Origin of the sequence: Brevundimonas sp., assembly GCF_035999125.1 — a bacterium.
GTDB lineage: Bacteria > Pseudomonadota > Alphaproteobacteria > Caulobacterales > Caulobacteraceae > Brevundimonas.
In genome coordinates this window covers 55,803-71,020 of the sequence record NZ_DASYGX010000002.1, presented here as the reverse complement: position 1 = coordinate 71,020, position 15,218 = coordinate 55,803, and the positions used below count along the sequence as shown (strand labels likewise).

Here is a 15,218-nt window from a genome sequence, read left to right as displayed (position 1 = left end):
CGACGGTGGCCGAGAGCCTCAGCCGGCCGCCGCCGGCGTGATCGTGACGCTCTCGCCGCAGCCGCAGGCGTCGGTCTGGTTCGGATTTCGGAACACGAATTTGGAGGCCAGCGGCGTGACCTCCCAGTCGATCTCGGTGCCGATCAGGTACAGGATCGCCTTGCCGTCGATGACCACGCGCGCGCCGTCGAAATCGACCGCCTCGTCGAACGGGCCCGCCACGTCCGTCAGACTGAAGACGTACTCCTGACCAGCGCAGCCGCCGTTCTTGATGCCGATCTTCAGCCCGATCTTGTCCGGATTGGCGGCCAGCAGGTCACGCACGCGGTCGGCGGCCGCGGGCGTCAGGGTGACGACCGAGGGGCGCGGCCTGCGCGGGGCGGGGGTGACGACGGGTTCGATCATCAGAACATGTTCAGCTGCAGCTTGGCCTCGTCGCTCATGCGCGACGGGTCCCAAGGCGGGTCGAACACCAGATTGGCCCGGGCCGACTTCACGCCCTCCACCTTGGCCACCGCATCCTCGATCCAGCCGGGCATCTCGCCGGCGACGGGGCAGCCGGGGGCGGTCAGCGTCATCTCGATGTCGACGTCGCGGTCGTCGGACAGGTCGACCTTGTAGATCAGGCCCAGCTCATAGACGTCGACCGGGATTTCCGGATCGAACACGGTCTTCAGCGCCGCCACGATGTCGTCGGTCAGGCGCGCGATCTCGTCCTGCGACAGGGCGCTTTTCTGCGGCTCGTCCCAGGCGGCGGCGAAGTCGGCGTTGTCGGAGATCGGGGCGGTCATACGAAGAAATCTCGGGCCTTGATCAGGGCGTCGGCGAAGGCGTCGGCCTCCTCCAGAGTGTTATATAGGGCGAAGCTGGCCCGTCCGCTCGACGTCAGCCCGAAACGCTGCGCCAGCGGCTCGGCGCAGTGCAGGCCGGCGCGGATCGCCACGCCGTAGCGGTCCATGACCTGGGCCACGTCGTGGGCATGGGCGCCCTCCACCGTGAAGGCGAAGATCGAGCCCTTGCCCGGCGCCGTGCCGATCTCGGTCAGCCAGTTCACGCCCGACAGGCGCTCCCTCACCCGGTCCATCAGCGCCGCCTCATGCGCCCGCACGGCGGCGGGATCGAAGCCGGCGTACCACTCGATCGCCGCGCCCAGACCGATGGCCTCCAGGATCGGCGGCGTTCCCGCCTCGAACCGGTGCGGCGGCCGGGCATAGGCGACACGGTCCTGCGTGACCGTCTCGATCATCTCGCCCCCGCCCTGGAAAGGCGGCAGGGCCTCCAGCGCGGCCTCGGTCCCGATCAGGGCGCCGATGCCGGTGGGGCCGAACAGCTTGTGGCCGGTCAGTACGTAGAAGTCGCAGCCGATGGCGGCCACGTCCGGCGCGCAGTGCACGGCGCCCTGGCAGCCGTCGATCAGCACCTGCGCCCCCGCCACGTGCGCCAGCCGCGTGATCTCGGCGACCGGGTTCACCGTGCCCAGCACGTTGGACATGTGGGTCACCGCGACCATCCGCGTCTTCGGCCCCAGCAGGTCGGCATAGGCGGCCATGTCCAGACTGCCGTCGTCGCGCACCGGGATCCACTTCAGCACCGCGCCGTGCCGCTCGCGCAGCAGGTGCCACGGCACGATGTTGGAGTGGTGCTCCATCTGGCTGACGACGATCTCGTCGCCCGGACGGATGGACTGGCCAAGCCCCGCCGCCACCAGATTGATCGCCTCGGTCCCGCCTTTGGTGAAGACCACGCGCTCCGGCGCCTCGGCCCCCACGAACCGCGCCACGCTTTCGCGCGCGGCCTCGAAGGCCTCCGTCGTCTCGTTGGCCAGGGTGTGCAGGCCGCGATGGACGTTGGCGTAGCTGCCCTCCATCGCCCGCGTCATGGCGTCGATCACCGCGCGCGGCTTCTGCGCGCTGGCGGCGGAGTCCAGATAGACCAGCGGCTGCCCGTTCACCTGCCGCGACAGGATCGGGAACTGGGCGCGGACGGCCTGAACGTCGAAGGGGGTCACAGTCGTGCCGTCAGCCATTCCCGCACCACCTCGCGCGCGCCCTCGTGGCCGATCCGGTCGACGACCTCGAACAGGAAGGCCTGGGTCAGAAGCGCCCTCGCCTCGTCGGCCGGAATGCCGCGCTGCTGCATGTAGAACAGGGCGCTCTCGTCCAGCGCGCCGACGGTGTTCCCGTGCGCGCACTGCACGTCGTCGGCATAGATGATCAGCTCCGGCTTGGCGTCGACCTCGCCGCGCTCGGACAGGATCAGGGCGTTGTGCGCCATCCGCGCGTCGGTGCCGTCGGCCCCTCTCTCGACCACGATCTTGCCCTGGAACACCCCGCGCGCCGTGTCGTGGACCACGCCCTTGACCAGCTGGCTGGTCTGGCCGTCGAGGCCGGCGTGGGTCACCACGCTGGTCAGGTCGGCGTGGCGGGCGTCGGACAGGGCGTAGAGCCCGTCCATGCGGACGGAGGCGCCCTGCCCCGGATGGCCGACGTGGGTCTCGAACCTCTGGAGCTTGGCGCCGGACGTCGCGGTGACCTGCTCGAACGTCGCGCCGGCAGACAGCGTCACCTCGGCGCGCACGAAGGCCAGGGCGTCCGCCGCGTCCTCGCCCAACACGACGCGAGTCAGGGAGGCGCCTTCGCCGACGGAAATCTTCAGCCGCGTGTTGGCGACGTATCCGGAGGCACGCCCCTCGTGGCTCTCCAGCAGGACCAGCCGCGACCCGGCCGTCACCTCGATCGCCACCTCGGGCTGATGCCCGGCGCCGTCGGCGGTCGAGACGAAGCGCAGGCGCATCGGCTCTTCGCCCTGCCCCTCGGCGATGATGCCGGGGAAGCCGTCGCAGCGGCCGTTGACGAAGGCCAGCTCTTCGCCGCCCAGCGCCGCGAACGGCCCGCCCGGCGCCACGTCGGCGCCCGGCGATGTCGGCGGCGTCTCGCGCAGCAGGCGGCGCACGTCCGTGTATTTCCACGCCTCGACGCGCCGCGACGGGAATGACGACGGATCGCGAAGGTCGAGCAGGGACGCCGTCACGCCGCCTCCGCCGCGTATTTGTCGTAGCCCTCGGCTTCGAGCTGCAGCGCCAGCTCAGGCCCGCCCGAGGCGACGATGCGGCCGGCGGCCAGCACGTGCACCCGATCGGGTTTGATGTAGTCGAGCAGGCGCTGATAGTGGGTGATCACCAGCATCGACCGCTCGGGCGCGCGCAGGGCGTTCACGCCGTCGGCGACGATGCGCAGGGCGTCGATGTCCAGGCCCGAATCCGTCTCGTCCAGGATCAGCAGCGAAGGCTCCAGCAGGGCCATCTGCAGGATCTCCATCCGCTTCTTCTCGCCGCCGGAGAAGCCGACGTTCAGCGGCCGCTTCAGCATGTCGAAATTCATCTTCAGCCGGGTCGACGCCGCGCGGACCAGCTTCAGGAAGTCCGGCGCCGACACCTCGGCCTCGCCGCGCGCGCGCTTCTGGGCGTTCAGCGCCGTGCGGATGAAGGTCATGGCCGGCACGCCGGGGATCTCCAGCGGATACTGGAACGACAGGAAGACGCCCTTGGCCGCACGCTCGGCGGGGTCCAGCGCCAGCAGGTCCTCGCCGTTCCACGACGCCGATCCGGCCGTCGCCTCATAGCCGGGGCGGCCGGTCAGGGCGTAGCCCAGCGTCGACTTGCCCGCCCCGTTCGGCCCCATGACGGCGTGCACCTCGCCCGCCGGGACGTCGAGCGTCAGCCCGTTGAGGATCGGCTTGTCGCCGACGGAGACGTGGAGGTTGGAGATGGAGAGCATTCAGCGGGTCACGATCAGGAAGATGAGCAGGAGGGCGCCGAGGACGACGCCGATGATCTCGGGCGTGTGGTCGCGCCTGAGCCATTCACGGAACCGGTCGCGCTTCGGCGGCTCGGTCGGCGGATAGTGTTTGGCGACGTAGCGCTCGATCGCGGCGGCCCGATCGGCGGGCGAACCAGTCATGGTGGCGGCCAGGTCGGGATCGAGATCGGGCGAAGGCGTCGACTCCCGCGCCATTTCCTCGACAGGGACGATCTCTCCCCCGATCAGGCCGACGGCGCCCCACCGGGCGGCGAGCACGCGCTGCAGCAGGGAGGCCGTCTCGGTGGACAGGGCACCCCGTCCCACGAAGAAGAGCGCGTGATCGCCATGCTCGCCGGCCCCCGCGGGCAGCTCGGGTTCGTCGGCGATTGGGCTGGGATAGTAATCGAACCCGCTTTCCTCGCCGTCCACGGTGACGGGGACCCAGCCCCCGTCCCAGCGGATCAGATCGAAGCCGGGATGAAGGGCGACGTCGACGCCGGTCAGTTCCTTGACGGCGGCGGCCAGTTCCGCCGTGCCGGGCACGGCATCGCGGCGGACGATCAGGGCGCTGTCGACGCTCATCCGACCGAGCCTTCCAGACTGATCGCCACCAGCTTCTGCGCCTCGACGGCGAACTCCATCGGCAGTTCCTGCAGCACGTCGCGGACGAAGCCGTTGACCAGCAGGGCCACCGCCTCCTCCTCCGACAGGCCGCGCTGCTGGGCGTAGAACAGCTGGTCCTCCGACAGCCGCGTCGTGGTCGCCTCGTGCTCCAGCTGGGCCGAGCCGTTGCGGGCCTCGATGTAGGGGATGGTGTGCGACCCGCACTCCTTGCCGATCAGCAGGCTGTCGCACTGGGTGAAGTTGCGCACGCCCGTCGCCTTCGGGTGCACCGACACCAGGCCGCGATAGGTCGAATCCGACCGCCCCGCCGACACCGCCTTGGCGATGATGCGCGACTTCGAGTTCTTGCCCAGGTGCACCATCTTGGTGCCGGTGTCGGCCTGTTGCCGGCCGTTGGTGATGGCGATGGAATAGAACTCGCCCGAGCTCTCCTCGCCCTTCAGCAGGCAGGACGGATATTTCCAGGTGACGGCGCTGCCCGTCTCCACCTGAGTCCACGACACCTTCGACCGGTCGCCCCGGCAGTCGGCGCGCTTGGTGACGAAGTTGTAGATGCCGCCCTTGCCCTCGGCGTCGCCGGGGTACCAGTTCTGGACCGTCGAATATTTGATCTCGGCGTCGTCCAGCGCGACCAGTTCGACCACTGCGGCATGCAGCTGGTTCTCGTCGCGCATCGGGGCGGTGCAACCCTCCAGATAGGAAACGTAGCTGCCCTTGTCGGCGATGATCAGGGTCCGCTCGAACTGGCCCGTCTGGCTGGCGTTGATGCGGAAATAGGTCGACAGCTCCATCGGGCAGCGCACGCCCGGCGGGATGTAGACGAACGATCCGTCGCTGAAGACCGCGCTGTTCAGCGCCGCGAAATAGTTGTCGCTGACCGGCACGACGGTGCCGAGGTATTGCCGCACCAGCTCAGGATGCTCGCGCAAGGCCTCGGAAATGGGCATGAAGATCACGCCCGCCTTGGTCAGCTCGGCCTTGAAGGTCGTCACCACGCTGACGCTGTCGAACACCGCGTCCACCGCCACGCGCGGCGCGCCCTGCACGCCCGCCAGCACCTCCTGCTCCTTCAGCGGGATGCCCAGCTTGCGATAGATCTCCAGCAGCTCCGGATCGACCTCGTCGAGGCTCTTGGGCCCCTCCTTCCGCTTCGGCGCCGCGTAGTAATGCAGGTCCTGATAGTCGACGGGCTCGTACTTCACCGCCGCCCACGTCGGCTCCTCCATCGCCTGCCAGCGCTCGAAGGCGGCCAGACGCCATTCCAGCATCCACTGGGGCTCGCCCTTCTTCTCCGAGATGAAGCGCACGATGTCGGCGTTCAGGCCCTTGGGCGCGAACTCGGTGTCGACGTCGCTGGTGAATCCGTATTTGTAGCGTTCCAGCTCCGCGACCGCGTCGACGGTTTCCTTGACCGCGGCCATCAGGCGACCTCCGCCTGTCTGGCCCGGGCCTGACGCTTTGCCCACGCCTCCAGCCAGGCGTCGGCGAAGCGGACCCAGTCGGCCTCGGTCGTGCCCCAGCCGCCGGAGATGCGGATGCCGTTGGTGGCCAGCGAGGTGCGGCCGGTCGCCAGAATGGCCCGCGACGGCTTGATCTTTCCCGACGAGCAGGCGCTGCCGCCCGACACCATCACGCCCATCAGGTCCAGGGTGATCAGCTGCTGCGGGCTGTCCCAGCCGGGCGCGGCCATGAACAGGGTGTTGGGCAGGCGCGGCGCGCCCTCGGCGATGATGACGGCGCCGGTGGCCTTGACCCGGGCCTGGGCGGCGTCGCGCCAGGCTCGGTGCGCCTCGGCCAGCGGCAGGTCGCGCGCGGCGCAGTCTGCGGCGACGCCGAAGCCGGCGATGCCCGGCACGTTCTCGGTGCCCGCGCGCAGGCCGCGCTCCTGGCCCGCGCCATGCAGGATGCGCACGGCCTCGCGGCCTTCCTTCAGCACCAGGGCCCCCACGCCCTGCGGCCCGCCCAGCTTGTGCGCCGACAGGGTCAGGGAGTCTGCGCCCAGCGCCCGCAGGTCGACCGCGATCTTGCCCGCCGACTGGATGGCGTCGACGTGCAGCCAGCCGCCCGCCGCCTTCACCAGCTTCGCCGCCTCGGCTATCGGCTGGATCGCGCCGCTCTCGTTGTTGGCGTGATGGATCGCCACCACCGCCTTGCCCGGCAGGGCTAGCAGCGACTGCAGCTTCTTCAGGTCGACGACGCCGTCGCGGTCGACCGGCAGCATCTTCACCGGCTTGCCCGACGCCGTCGCGGCCTCCGCCACGCAGGGGTGCTCGGTGGCCGAGACGATCAGCCGCTCGCACCCGGCCGCCAGCGCGGCGGCGATCGCCTGGGCGTTCGATTCCGTGCCGCCGGACGAGAAGACCACCGCCGTCGGATCGGCCCCGACCAGATCGGCGACTTGGGCCCGCGCCGTCTCGATCCGCGCCCGCGCCCGGCGACCTGCCGCATGCACCGCCGACGGATTGCCGTTGTCGGCCAGCGCCTTGGCCATGACGTCCTGGACTTCCGGGCGAACGAGGCCGGAGGCGTTGTAGTCCAGATAGACGGGGGTCTTCGCGGTCATGCCGCCACCCCTTCGGCCAGCGCCGGGGCCGCGCGGCGACGCGCGCCGGTGCGCTTCATGACCACGTCCTCCAGCGACACGGCCGACAGATAGGCATGGATCTCGGCGCCCAGGTCCTCCCACAGGTGGTGGGTGATGCAGCGCTCGCCCGACGCCATGCAGCCGCGCGGCGAGGCCGGAGCGGAGCAGCGCACCGCCCGGATCGGCTCGTCGACGGCCAGGACGATGTCGGCCACCGCCGTCTCCGCCGCCGTCCGCGCCAGGCGATAGCCGCCGCCGGGTCCGCGCACGCTGCGCACCAGCCCGGCCTTGCGCAGGCGGGCGAACAGCTGCTCCAGATAGCTGAGCGAAATCTCCTGCCGCGCGGCGATTTCGGCCAGCGACACGGCGCGGCTTTCGCCGGCCGGAGCGCGGCCGTTCCGGGCCAGATCGGCCATCGCCATGACGGCGTAGCGTCCCTTGGTCGACAGGCGCATGGGGGTCCTCAAAAATCACGCGCATTCGCGGGGCTCTGTGCTAGAACCCGCGCCCTTGAGAGGGCCGCGCGCCGTATGCGGGACTTAGAAAGTCCTACTGACACGGTCAAGTATTTCAGCGGCCTGAAACGACGTTTGAGACGGGAAACCGATGCCTGAAGTCATCCTGCCCGGCGCCTCGGGCCGCATCGAGGGCCGCTATTCGCCGGGCAAGCGCCCCAACGCCCCGATCGCCCTGATCCTGCACCCGCACCCCAAGGCCGGCGGGCACATGAACAACCCGGTGGCGGTGACCCTGTACCAGCTGTTCGTGAAGCGCGGCTTCGCCACCTTGCGCTACAACAGCCGCGGCGTCGGCAAGTCGCAGGGCGAGTTCGACAGCGGCATCGGCGAACTGGCCGACGCGGCCACCGCCCTGGACTGGCTCCAGGCCCAGAACCCCGCCGCCAGCCAGACCTGGGTCGCCGGCTATCAATTCGGGGCGTACATCGGCATGCAGCTGCTGATGCGGCGTCCCGAGACGGACGGCTTCATCTCCGTCTCGCCGCCGTCCAACATGTACGACTTCAGCTTCCTGGCCCCCTGCCCGGCGTCCGGCCTGTTCCTGCACGGGACGAACGACACCGTGGTGCCCCCGGTCGAGGTGGAGCGCGTGGTCAACAAGCTGCGTACCCAGAAGGGCATCGTCATCGACTATGAGCTGGAGGAAGGCGCCAGCCACTTCTGGCAGGACCACATCGACGCCGTGGACCGCCGCGTCGGCGCCTATCTCGACAAGCGCCTGGAAGAGAATCCGGCCTGACCCTGGACTTCATGGACATCCGCGCACGCGATGTGCGGCGGATGTCCATTCGAATGTCCAATGAAGTGCAGCGACGTCAGTACAGCAGCGACGCCCGCCGCGCCTCCTCCCACGCCGCCTCGTCCGGCCGGGTGACGGCGTCCAGATCGCCCGGCGTCGCCGCCGCGTCGTCGACCCATTCGCGCAGACCCGGCCCGCCGTTGATCGTGTCGATCGGCAGGCGGTCGAAGGCGTATTCGTACGGGAAGTCGCGCCACAGATCGTAGTCCGGATAGAGCCGCCGGACCGCCTTGAACCCCAGCGCCTGCACCCGCCACGGCCGGAAGGCGTGGTGGCCATAGTGCGGCCCCTCGACGTGGATCTGCACGCCCGAGCACAGCTGGCCGACGTGCTTGTGGAAGGTCGGCTGGAACCACATGTCGCGCAGCACGCACCCGCCCAGCCAGTCCGGCGCGAGTCGCTGCATCTCTGCGGTCACCGCCCGCGCGTCGATGTCCGGGGCCCCGAACAGCTCCAGCGGCCTCGTCGTGCCCCGTCCCTCCGACAGGGTGGCCCCCTCCAGCATGACGGTGCCCGCGTAACAGCGCGCCATCGACAGGTTCGGCGCGTTCGGGCTGGGGTTGATCCACTCCCTCTGACCCAGCGGCCAGCCGAAACCCGGCGCAGTCTCGGGGTCATAGCCCTCCATCTCGATCACGCGATAATCCACATCGAGCCGGAAGTGGTCGATGAACCAGCGGCCCATCTCGCCCATCGTCAGGCCGTGGCGCATCGGCATGGGTCCCGCGCCGACGAAGCTCTCGAAGCCGGGCCTCAGCGTCAGCCCCTCGACCGGCCGCCCCGCCGGATTGGGCCGGTCCAGCACCCAGACGGTCTTGCCCGTCTCCGCCGCCGCCTCCAGCACATAGAGCAGCGTCGTCACGAAGGTGTAGATGCGGCACCCCAGGTCCTGCAGGTCCACCAGGATGACGTCGAACGTCGACAGCATCTGCCCCGTCGGCCGCCGCACCTCGCCGTACAGGCTGAACACGGGAAAGCCGTGGACCGGATCGGTCTCGTCCGGCGACTCCATCATATTGTCCTGCAGGTCGCCCTTCATCCCGTGCTGCGGGCCGAAAGCGGCGCTGATCCGCACGCCCGCCGCGATCAGGGCGTCGATGGAATGGGTCAGGTCCGCCGTCACCGACGCCGGATGCGCCAGCAGCGCCACCCGCCGCCCCTTCAGTTCGGCCAGCAGGGCGGGATCGGCGAGCAGACGGTCGATGCCGAACTTCATGGAAGCTCCAGAACGAAGGAGTCGGGATGGTGGAAGTCGGGCTTATCCGACGGATGGGCGAGCGCCCAATAGGAGAAGGTGCCGTCGATGGCCTCGATGACGGCGGAAAGCCCCATCCGGGTCGCCCCGACCGGCAGTTCGATGCTTGTCTCCAGCGCCAGCATGTCCCAGGCCAGATCCAGCTCGCCGGGCGTCGCCACCTCCAGCGCACGGCGCATGCCCTGACGCGGCGAGTCGAACCGATAGCTTGCCCACTGCCCGGACGGCGAGAGATTGTACTCCACATAGCCGTCGTCGGCCTGAACGAACGCCTCGAAGCAGCTGTGCCGCCACAGGTCGTCGGCGCGGCCCGGCTCGGCGGGGCCCGGCCACAACACCCCGGGCATCTGACCCTCGGCGACGAACCGCAACCACAGGACCGGCCCATCGCGCTCGAACAGGACCGTCAGGGCGTCGATCGGGTTCTCGGGCGAGGCCGGATACGGCTTCAGCCGGACTTCCCGCATCGTCGGACTGTCGGTCGGCTCGAACATCCCGCCTGACTGCCACGCGCCGCGCGCCCGTCAAAGCCGCCTGCGACCGATTTGGTCGCACCGCCTCGTCAGGATGCGCGGTGAACTAGGGGGCGGAAGGTCGTGATGGAAATGATGGAAATTTTTTTCTGACTCTCACGCTCACCGCTTAAGCCGGTCCAGACGCCCGTGGTATGCGCCTCGACCGCATGAGAGACGACCCGATGACCCAGCCCGCCTTCCAGTCCGCCTTCCTCCAGACGCTGCAGGCGCGCGGCTACGTCCACCAGATCACCCATCCGGCGGAGCTGGACGCGGTGGCCGGGGCCAGCGTGGTGTCGGGCTACATCGGCTTCGACGCCACGGCGCCGTCGCTGCACGTCGGCAGCCTCATCCAGATCATGATGCTGCGCCGGCTGCAGCAGGCCGGTCACCGTCCGATCGTCCTGATGGGCGGCGGCACGACCAAGGTCGGCGATCCGACCGGCAAGGACGCCAGCCGGCCCCAACTGACCGACGAGACGATCCAGGCGAACATCGCCTCGATCCGCACCGTCTTCGAGAAGTTCCTGACCTTCGGCGACGGCCCGACCGACGCCGTCATGCTGGACAACGACGCCTGGCTGTCGGGCTACGGCTACGTCCAGTTCCTGCGGGACTTCGGCACGCATTTCACGGTCAACCGCATGCTGGCCTTTGACTCGGTCAAGCTGCGGCTGGAACGGGAACAGCCGATGACGTTCCTGGAGTTCAACTACATGCTGATGCAGTCGGTGGACTTCCTGGAGCTGAACCGCAGCCACGGGGTCACGCTGCAGATGGGCGGCTCGGACCAGTGGGGGAACATCACCTCGGGCGTCGATCTGGTTCGGCGCGTGGACCAGAATGCCGCCTTCGGCCTGACCACGCCGCTCCTCACCACGGCGTCCGGCGGCAAGATGGGCAAGACCGCCCAGGGCGCGGTCTGGCTGAACGCCGACCAGCTGTCGCCGTACGACTACTGGCAGTTCTGGCGGAATGTGGACGACGCCGACGTCGGCCGGTTCCTGCGCCTGTTCACAGACCTGTCGCTGGACGAGGTCGCGCGGCTCGAGGCGCTTCAGGGCGCGGAGATCAACGACGCCAAGAAGGTGCTGGCGGACGAGGCCACGACGATGCTGCACGGCGCGGACGCGGCCGCCAAGGCGCGCGGCGCGGCCGAGGGCGCGTTCGAGCAGGGGCGGCTGTCGGTCGACCTGCCCACCGTCGATCTGCCGCGCGACGAGGTGATCGGCGCCATGATCGCCGCGGTGGCGACGAAGGCCGGGCTGACCCAGTCCAACGGCGAGGCGCGCCGCCTGGCCCAGGGCGGCGGTCTGCGGCTGAACGACGCGAGCGTGGCGGACGGGGCTGCCCTGATCGGCGCCGGCGACCTAAATGCCGACGGCGTGCTGAAACTGGCGGCGGGCAAGAAGAAGATCGTGCTGGTCCGCCCGATCTGAGGGGAAAGAAGAATGACCGACATCACCGAGGGCATGAAGGCCCCCGCCGTGGACCTGCCGACCGACGGCGGCGGGCGCTTCACACTGACCGACGGGGCCGGACAGGCGACCGTGGTGTTCTTCTACCCCAAGGCCGACACCCCTGGCTGCACCAATGAGGCCAAGGATTTCTCGGCCCTGATCGAGGACTTCGCGGCGGCGGGCGCGCAGGTGATCGGCGTGTCGCGCGATCCTGTGAAGGCGCTTGACCGCTTCAAGGCCAAGCACGACCTGAAGGTCATCCTGGGGTCCGACGAGGCCGGCGGCGTGACCGAGGCCTTCGGAGTCTGGGTCGAAAAGTCCATGTATGGCCGGACCTACATGGGGATCGAGCGGTCGACCTTTTTGATCGACGCCGGGGGCACGGTGCGCCGCATCTGGCGGTCGGTGAAGGTGAAGGACCATGCGCAGGACGTTCTGGAGGCCACGCGCGGCCTTTGACCAGATTCGTCTGTGGACGGTTCAAGTGAAGTCTTCCCAAAGGTCAGTTTTGGAATACGCCTGACAGGCGAATATAGACCTCACAGACCGACGTTATTCGCGTGAATGCCTGTCAACGTGGTTAAGATTGCGTGAACGCCCTTGAATGCCGGTCAGACCGCCGTGCATAACCCCAGACCGACGTGGGGGCGTTGCGTATGACCGACGACGACGAGGCCAAGAAGCCATCCTGGTTCCAGCGGAGATTTCCGGTCCGCTACCTCTATCTGCGCACCGGCGACGACGTCCGGGCGGTGGCTCTGAAACCCTGGCACCAAGTGATGGGGACAGCCGGCGCCGGCCTGCTGGCGGCTTGGACGGTGGTGGCGTCGACCGGTTTCACGCTCGACCTGCTGACCCAGACCCAAGCGGACCAGGCCATGAACCGCGCCCGGGCGGTGGCCGAGCGCACCAACGCCGACCTGCGCGCGCGACTGGACACCGCCGTGGTGCGGATGACGGCGACGTCGGGCTCGCTGGAGGAACTGGCCCACATGGTCGAGCGGCGTCACGTCGCCCTGACCCAGGTCATGACCATGTTCCAGGGCGTGGAAGGCGCGGACGAACTGCTGACCCCGACGGTGTCGGACCCCGGCGCGCCCCTGACGCCGACCCAGCGCATCGTGGGCGTGCGCATGGATCAGGAGACCCTGATCGACAGGGCCGAGCGTTTGGCCCAGGGCCGGGCGGAGCGGCTGCGGCTGGCCTTCCGCCTGGCCGGGCTGAACCCCGCCGCCTATGCGGCGGGCGGGGCCGGCCTGGGCGGGCCGCTGGTCACCGCCGACGACCCCCGCGCCCTGGCGGCCATCCTGGACGTCGACGAACCCTTCGCCGCGCGCATTCTGAACGCCTCCAGCGACCTGTCCGACATGCGGACGCTGACCGCCGTCTCGGCCTCCCTGCCCTTCGCCCGCCCGACCGACGCGCGCGTCACCTCCGGCTTCGGCCTGCGCTTCGATCCGTTCAACGCCCGCCCCGCCTATCACCAGGGTCAGGACTTCGCCGGGCCTTTGAATGCGCCGATCGCATCGACCGCTCCCGGAATCGTGTCTTTCGTCGGCGTCCGTTCAGGCTATGGCAACACCGTCGAGATAGACCATGGTCGCGGTTTCAAGACGCGCTATGCCCATCTGAACGCCACATCCGTGCGGGTGGGGCAGCGGGTGGCCGTGGGCACACGGATCGGATCCATGGGCACCACAGGCCGCTCCACCGGCGTGCATCTGCACTATGAGGTGTGGATGGATGGCCGGGCCCAGAACCCCGCCCGCTTCATGAGAGCTGGAGATCATCTTGTTCAATAAAGCCAAGTCGCCCTCCCCGGCCGACCCCAAATCCACCGCCATCCCGCCCCTGCCCGACATTCCGGCGCCGGCCGCCCCGCGCGCGGCCCAGCCGTCGACTGCGGCGTCGCCTTCCCCCGTCAGCCCCGGCCGCGGTCTTTCGACGCTGTCGGCCGACCTCAACTTCGAGGGCAATGTCTCGGGCGGCGGCGACCTGCAGATCGACGGCCAGATCAAGGGCGACGTGCGCGTCGGCCGCCTGATCGTGGGTGAGACCGGCGCGATCGAGGGCGGCGTCTCGGCCGAGTACGTCGAAATCCGCGGTCGCGTTCAGGGCGCCGTGAGCGGCAAGCAGGTCAAGCTGGTGTCCACCGCCTACGTCGACGGCGACATCACCGCCGAGCAGCTGTCGATCGACGTCGGCGCCTATTTCCAGGGCCGCTGCATCCAGGGCCGCCGCGACGCCGCCCCGACGCCCAAGCCGGCCCCGGCCGCCGCGCCCGCGCCGGTCCAGCCGGCGACCCAGACGATCTCGATGTCGAACTGACGTCCTGTCTCCTCCCCGTCGCCTTCGGCGATGGGGAGGTGGATCGGTGGCGCAGCCGACGAGACGGAGGGGGCATCTCCGTCAAGCATCTTCACAGTCCGAACCTGAAGCGACGGCGTCGCCCCCTCCGTCACGCCGCGTATTCGCGGCGCGCCACCTCCCCATTCGCCACGCGAACGGGGAGGAGACACATCGCCTCACTCCACCGTCGATCCGCGGGTCTCTCCCACACGCGCCGCCAGGGCCGCGCCCATGAAGGCGTCCAGGTCGCCGTCCAGCACGCCCTGAGTGTCGGACGTCTCCACGTTGGTCCGCAGGTCCTTGACCATCTGGTACGGCTGCAGGACGTAGCTGCGGATCTGGTGGCCCCAGCCGATGTCGGTCTTGGCGTCCGCCAGCGCCTGGGCCGCCGCCTCGCGCTTCTGCAGCTCCAGCTCGTACAGCCGCGCCCGCAGCATCTTCCACGCCTGCTCGCGGTTCTGGTGCTGGGACCGGCCGGCCTGACAGGCGACGACCGTGTTGGTCGGCACGTGGGTCAGACGCACGGCCGAGTCCGTCTTGTTGATGTGCTGACCGCCGGCGCCGGAGGCCCGATAGGTGTCGGTGCGCACGTCGGCCGGGTTGATGTCGATCTCGATCGCGTCGTCCACCACCGGCGAGACGCCGATCGAGGCGAAGCTGGTGTGGCGTTTCGCCGCCGCGTCATAGGGGCTGATGCGCACCAGCCGGTGCACGCCCGATTCCGACTTCAGCCAGCCGTAGGCGTTCGGCCCCTTCACCTGGATGGTCGCGGACTTGATGCCGGCCTGTTCGCCGGACTCCTCGGCCTCGACCTCGACCTCATAGCCGTGGGCCTTGGCCCAGCGCGAGTACATGCGCAGCAGCATGCCGGCCCAGTCGTTGGACTCGGTCCCGCCGGCGCCGGAGTTCACTTCCAGATAGGCGTCGTTGGCGTCGGCCTCGCCGGACAGCAGGGCTTCCAGTTCGGCGCGCGCGGCGCGGTCCTTGATGGTCTTCAGGTCGGCGCGAGCGCCCTCAAGAGCCTCCTCGTCGCCTTCCTCGTCGGCCATGTCCGCCAGCATGATGGCGTCCTCGACGCCCTGCTCCATCTCGCGCACGGCGTTGACCTGGGCCTCCAGCCGTGAGCGTTCGCGGCTGACGGCCTGCGCCTGATCGGGGTCGTCCCACAGGGTCGGGTCCTCGACCCGGGCGTTCAGCTCATCGAGCTTTCTTAGAGCGGCATCCCAGTCAAAGACGCCTCCTGAGCAGAGCGACGCTCTGCTCGATGTCGGCCTTCATGGCCTCGACATCCGGTCTCATCGCAAACTCCGCGAT

General features: G+C 69.2%; 17 protein-coding genes. 5 read left to right on the top strand and 12 right to left on the bottom strand.

Features of this window, described 5'->3' with window-relative positions; genetic code table 11:
* Window positions 1–18: 18 nt before the first annotated feature.
* From VGN45_RS00610 to VGN45_RS00570, 9 genes are read right to left on the bottom strand one after another with little or no spacing between them, the layout of a single operon-like run.
* Window positions 19–405: an iron-sulfur cluster assembly accessory protein gene (locus tag VGN45_RS00610; protein WP_327458260.1), complete on the bottom strand. Its 387-nt coding sequence runs from the start codon at window positions 403–405 to the stop codon at window positions 19–21.
* Window positions 405–791 (bottom strand): SUF system Fe-S cluster assembly protein, encoded by a 387-nt coding sequence (locus VGN45_RS00605; RefSeq protein ID WP_327458259.1) that lies wholly within the window; start codon window positions 789–791, stop codon window positions 405–407. The genes VGN45_RS00610 and VGN45_RS00605 overlap by 1 nt, the downstream gene beginning before the upstream one ends.
* On the bottom strand, window positions 788–2,026 hold the full coding sequence (locus VGN45_RS00600) for a cysteine desulfurase (RefSeq protein WP_327458258.1): 1,239 nt from the start codon (window positions 2,024–2,026) through the stop codon (window positions 788–790). Before VGN45_RS00600 ends, VGN45_RS00605 begins: the two co-directional genes overlap by 4 nt.
* Window positions 2,005–3,030: a Fe-S cluster assembly protein SufD gene (gene sufD, locus VGN45_RS00595; protein ID WP_327458257.1), complete on the bottom strand. Its 1,026-nt coding sequence runs from the start codon at window positions 3,028–3,030 to the stop codon at window positions 2,005–2,007. Before sufD ends, VGN45_RS00600 begins: the two co-directional genes overlap by 22 nt.
* Window positions 3,027–3,776, bottom strand: a complete 750-nt coding sequence (gene sufC, locus VGN45_RS00590; protein WP_327458256.1) for a Fe-S cluster assembly ATPase SufC — start codon at window positions 3,774–3,776, stop codon at window positions 3,027–3,029. The genes sufD and sufC overlap by 4 nt, the downstream gene beginning before the upstream one ends.
* Window positions 3,777–4,382: a hypothetical protein gene (locus VGN45_RS00585; protein WP_327458255.1), complete on the bottom strand. Its 606-nt coding sequence runs from the start codon at window positions 4,380–4,382 to the stop codon at window positions 3,777–3,779.
* Window positions 4,379–5,845 (bottom strand): Fe-S cluster assembly protein SufB, encoded by a 1,467-nt coding sequence (sufB, locus tag VGN45_RS00580; protein WP_327458254.1) that lies wholly within the window; start codon window positions 5,843–5,845, stop codon window positions 4,379–4,381. The genes VGN45_RS00585 and sufB overlap by 4 nt, the downstream gene beginning before the upstream one ends.
* Complete coding sequence (locus VGN45_RS00575) at window positions 5,845–6,987, bottom strand: cysteine desulfurase family protein (protein WP_327458253.1); 1,143 nt, start codon at window positions 6,985–6,987, stop codon at window positions 5,845–5,847. Before VGN45_RS00575 ends, sufB begins: the two co-directional genes overlap by 1 nt.
* The gene (locus VGN45_RS00570; RefSeq protein ID WP_327458252.1) at window positions 6,984–7,463 is read right to left on the bottom strand and encodes an Rrf2 family transcriptional regulator; all 480 of its coding nucleotides are present in this window, start codon (window positions 7,461–7,463) and stop codon (window positions 6,984–6,986) included. Before VGN45_RS00570 ends, VGN45_RS00575 begins: the two co-directional genes overlap by 4 nt.
* A gap of 151 nt (window positions 7,464–7,614) precedes the next feature.
* Here VGN45_RS00570 and VGN45_RS00565 point away from each other — a divergent pair, with 151 nt between their 5' ends.
* Window positions 7,615–8,265 carry an alpha/beta hydrolase gene (locus VGN45_RS00565; protein ID WP_327458251.1) on the top strand — a complete coding sequence of 217 codons (651 nt, stop codon included), beginning with the start codon at window positions 7,615–7,617 and terminating at the stop codon, window positions 8,263–8,265.
* 76 nt (window positions 8,266–8,341) lie between these two features.
* On the opposite strand, the gene VGN45_RS00560 is transcribed toward VGN45_RS00565, so the two are convergent.
* Window positions 8,342–9,541, bottom strand: coding sequence for a DUF1343 domain-containing protein (locus tag VGN45_RS00560; RefSeq protein ID WP_327458250.1), 1,200 nt, complete (start codon window positions 9,539–9,541; stop codon window positions 8,342–8,344).
* The gene (locus VGN45_RS00555; RefSeq protein WP_327458249.1) at window positions 9,538–10,074 is read right to left on the bottom strand and encodes a DOMON-like domain-containing protein; all 537 of its coding nucleotides are present in this window, start codon (window positions 10,072–10,074) and stop codon (window positions 9,538–9,540) included. Before VGN45_RS00555 ends, VGN45_RS00560 begins: the two co-directional genes overlap by 4 nt.
* A 203-nt stretch (window positions 10,075–10,277) precedes the next feature.
* On the opposite strand from VGN45_RS00555, the gene tyrS reads away from it, so the two are divergent.
* The 4 genes from tyrS to VGN45_RS00535 all read left to right on the top strand — a co-directional run bounded on the left by tyrS (window position 10,278) and on the right by VGN45_RS00535 (window position 13,883).
* The gene (gene tyrS / locus VGN45_RS00550) at window positions 10,278–11,534 is read left to right on the top strand and encodes a tyrosine--tRNA ligase (protein ID WP_327458248.1); all 1,257 of its coding nucleotides are present in this window, start codon (window positions 10,278–10,280) and stop codon (window positions 11,532–11,534) included.
* Between the two features lie 12 nt (window positions 11,535–11,546).
* Complete coding sequence (locus VGN45_RS00545; protein WP_327458247.1) at window positions 11,547–12,014, top strand: peroxiredoxin; 468 nt, start codon at window positions 11,547–11,549, stop codon at window positions 12,012–12,014.
* Window positions 12,015–12,211: 197 nt separating this feature from the next.
* A complete protein-coding gene (locus tag VGN45_RS00540) occupies window positions 12,212–13,357 on the top strand; it encodes a peptidoglycan DD-metalloendopeptidase family protein (RefSeq protein WP_327458246.1) in 1,146 nt (381 codons plus the stop codon).
* Complete coding sequence (locus tag VGN45_RS00535; RefSeq protein WP_327458245.1) at window positions 13,347–13,883, top strand: polymer-forming cytoskeletal protein; 537 nt, start codon at window positions 13,347–13,349, stop codon at window positions 13,881–13,883. The genes VGN45_RS00540 and VGN45_RS00535 overlap by 11 nt, the downstream gene beginning before the upstream one ends.
* 197 nt (window positions 13,884–14,080) lie before the next feature.
* On the opposite strand, the gene prfB is transcribed toward VGN45_RS00535, so the two are convergent.
* Window positions 14,081–15,203 (bottom strand): peptide chain release factor 2 gene (prfB, locus tag VGN45_RS00530; protein WP_327458244.1). Its coding sequence is split into 2 segments (ribosomal slippage): window positions 14,081–15,133 and window positions 15,135–15,203, totalling 1,122 coding nucleotides; the frame shifts between segments, so codons are not numbered across the junction.
* Window positions 15,204–15,218 lie beyond the last annotated feature (15 nt).

Bases quoted from the DNA above. Each gene is read 5' to 3' on its own strand.
- tyrS (WP_327458248.1), top strand. From the start codon at position 10,278: ATGACCCAGCCCGCCTTCCAGTCCGCCTTCCTCCAGACGCTGCAGGCG.
- VGN45_RS00605 (WP_327458259.1), bottom strand. From the start codon at position 791: ATGACCGCCCCGATCTCCGACAACGCCGACTTCGCCGCCGCCTGGGAC.
- VGN45_RS00575 (WP_327458253.1), bottom strand. From the start codon at position 6,987: ATGACCGCGAAGACCCCCGTCTATCTGGACTACAACGCCTCCGGCCTC.
- VGN45_RS00585 (WP_327458255.1), bottom strand. From the start codon at position 4,382: ATGAGCGTCGACAGCGCCCTGATCGTCCGCCGCGATGCCGTGCCCGGC.
- sufC (WP_327458256.1), bottom strand. From the start codon at position 3,776: ATGCTCTCCATCTCCAACCTCCACGTCTCCGTCGGCGACAAGCCGATC.
- VGN45_RS00540 (WP_327458246.1), top strand. From the start codon at position 12,212: ATGACCGACGACGACGAGGCCAAGAAGCCATCCTGGTTCCAGCGGAGA.
- VGN45_RS00565 (WP_327458251.1), top strand. From the start codon at position 7,615: ATGCCTGAAGTCATCCTGCCCGGCGCCTCGGGCCGCATCGAGGGCCGC.
- VGN45_RS00600 (WP_327458258.1), bottom strand. From the start codon at position 2,026: ATGGCTGACGGCACGACTGTGACCCCCTTCGACGTTCAGGCCGTCCGC.
- VGN45_RS00560 (WP_327458250.1), bottom strand. From the start codon at position 9,541: ATGAAGTTCGGCATCGACCGTCTGCTCGCCGATCCCGCCCTGCTGGCC.
- VGN45_RS00545 (WP_327458247.1), top strand. From the start codon at position 11,547: ATGACCGACATCACCGAGGGCATGAAGGCCCCCGCCGTGGACCTGCCG.
- VGN45_RS00570 (WP_327458252.1), bottom strand. From the start codon at position 7,463: ATGCGCCTGTCGACCAAGGGACGCTACGCCGTCATGGCGATGGCCGAT.
- sufB (WP_327458254.1), bottom strand. From the start codon at position 5,845: ATGGCCGCGGTCAAGGAAACCGTCGACGCGGTCGCGGAGCTGGAACGC.
- VGN45_RS00610 (WP_327458260.1), bottom strand. From the start codon at position 405: ATGATCGAACCCGTCGTCACCCCCGCCCCGCGCAGGCCGCGCCCCTCG.
- VGN45_RS00555 (WP_327458249.1), bottom strand. From the start codon at position 10,074: ATGTTCGAGCCGACCGACAGTCCGACGATGCGGGAAGTCCGGCTGAAG.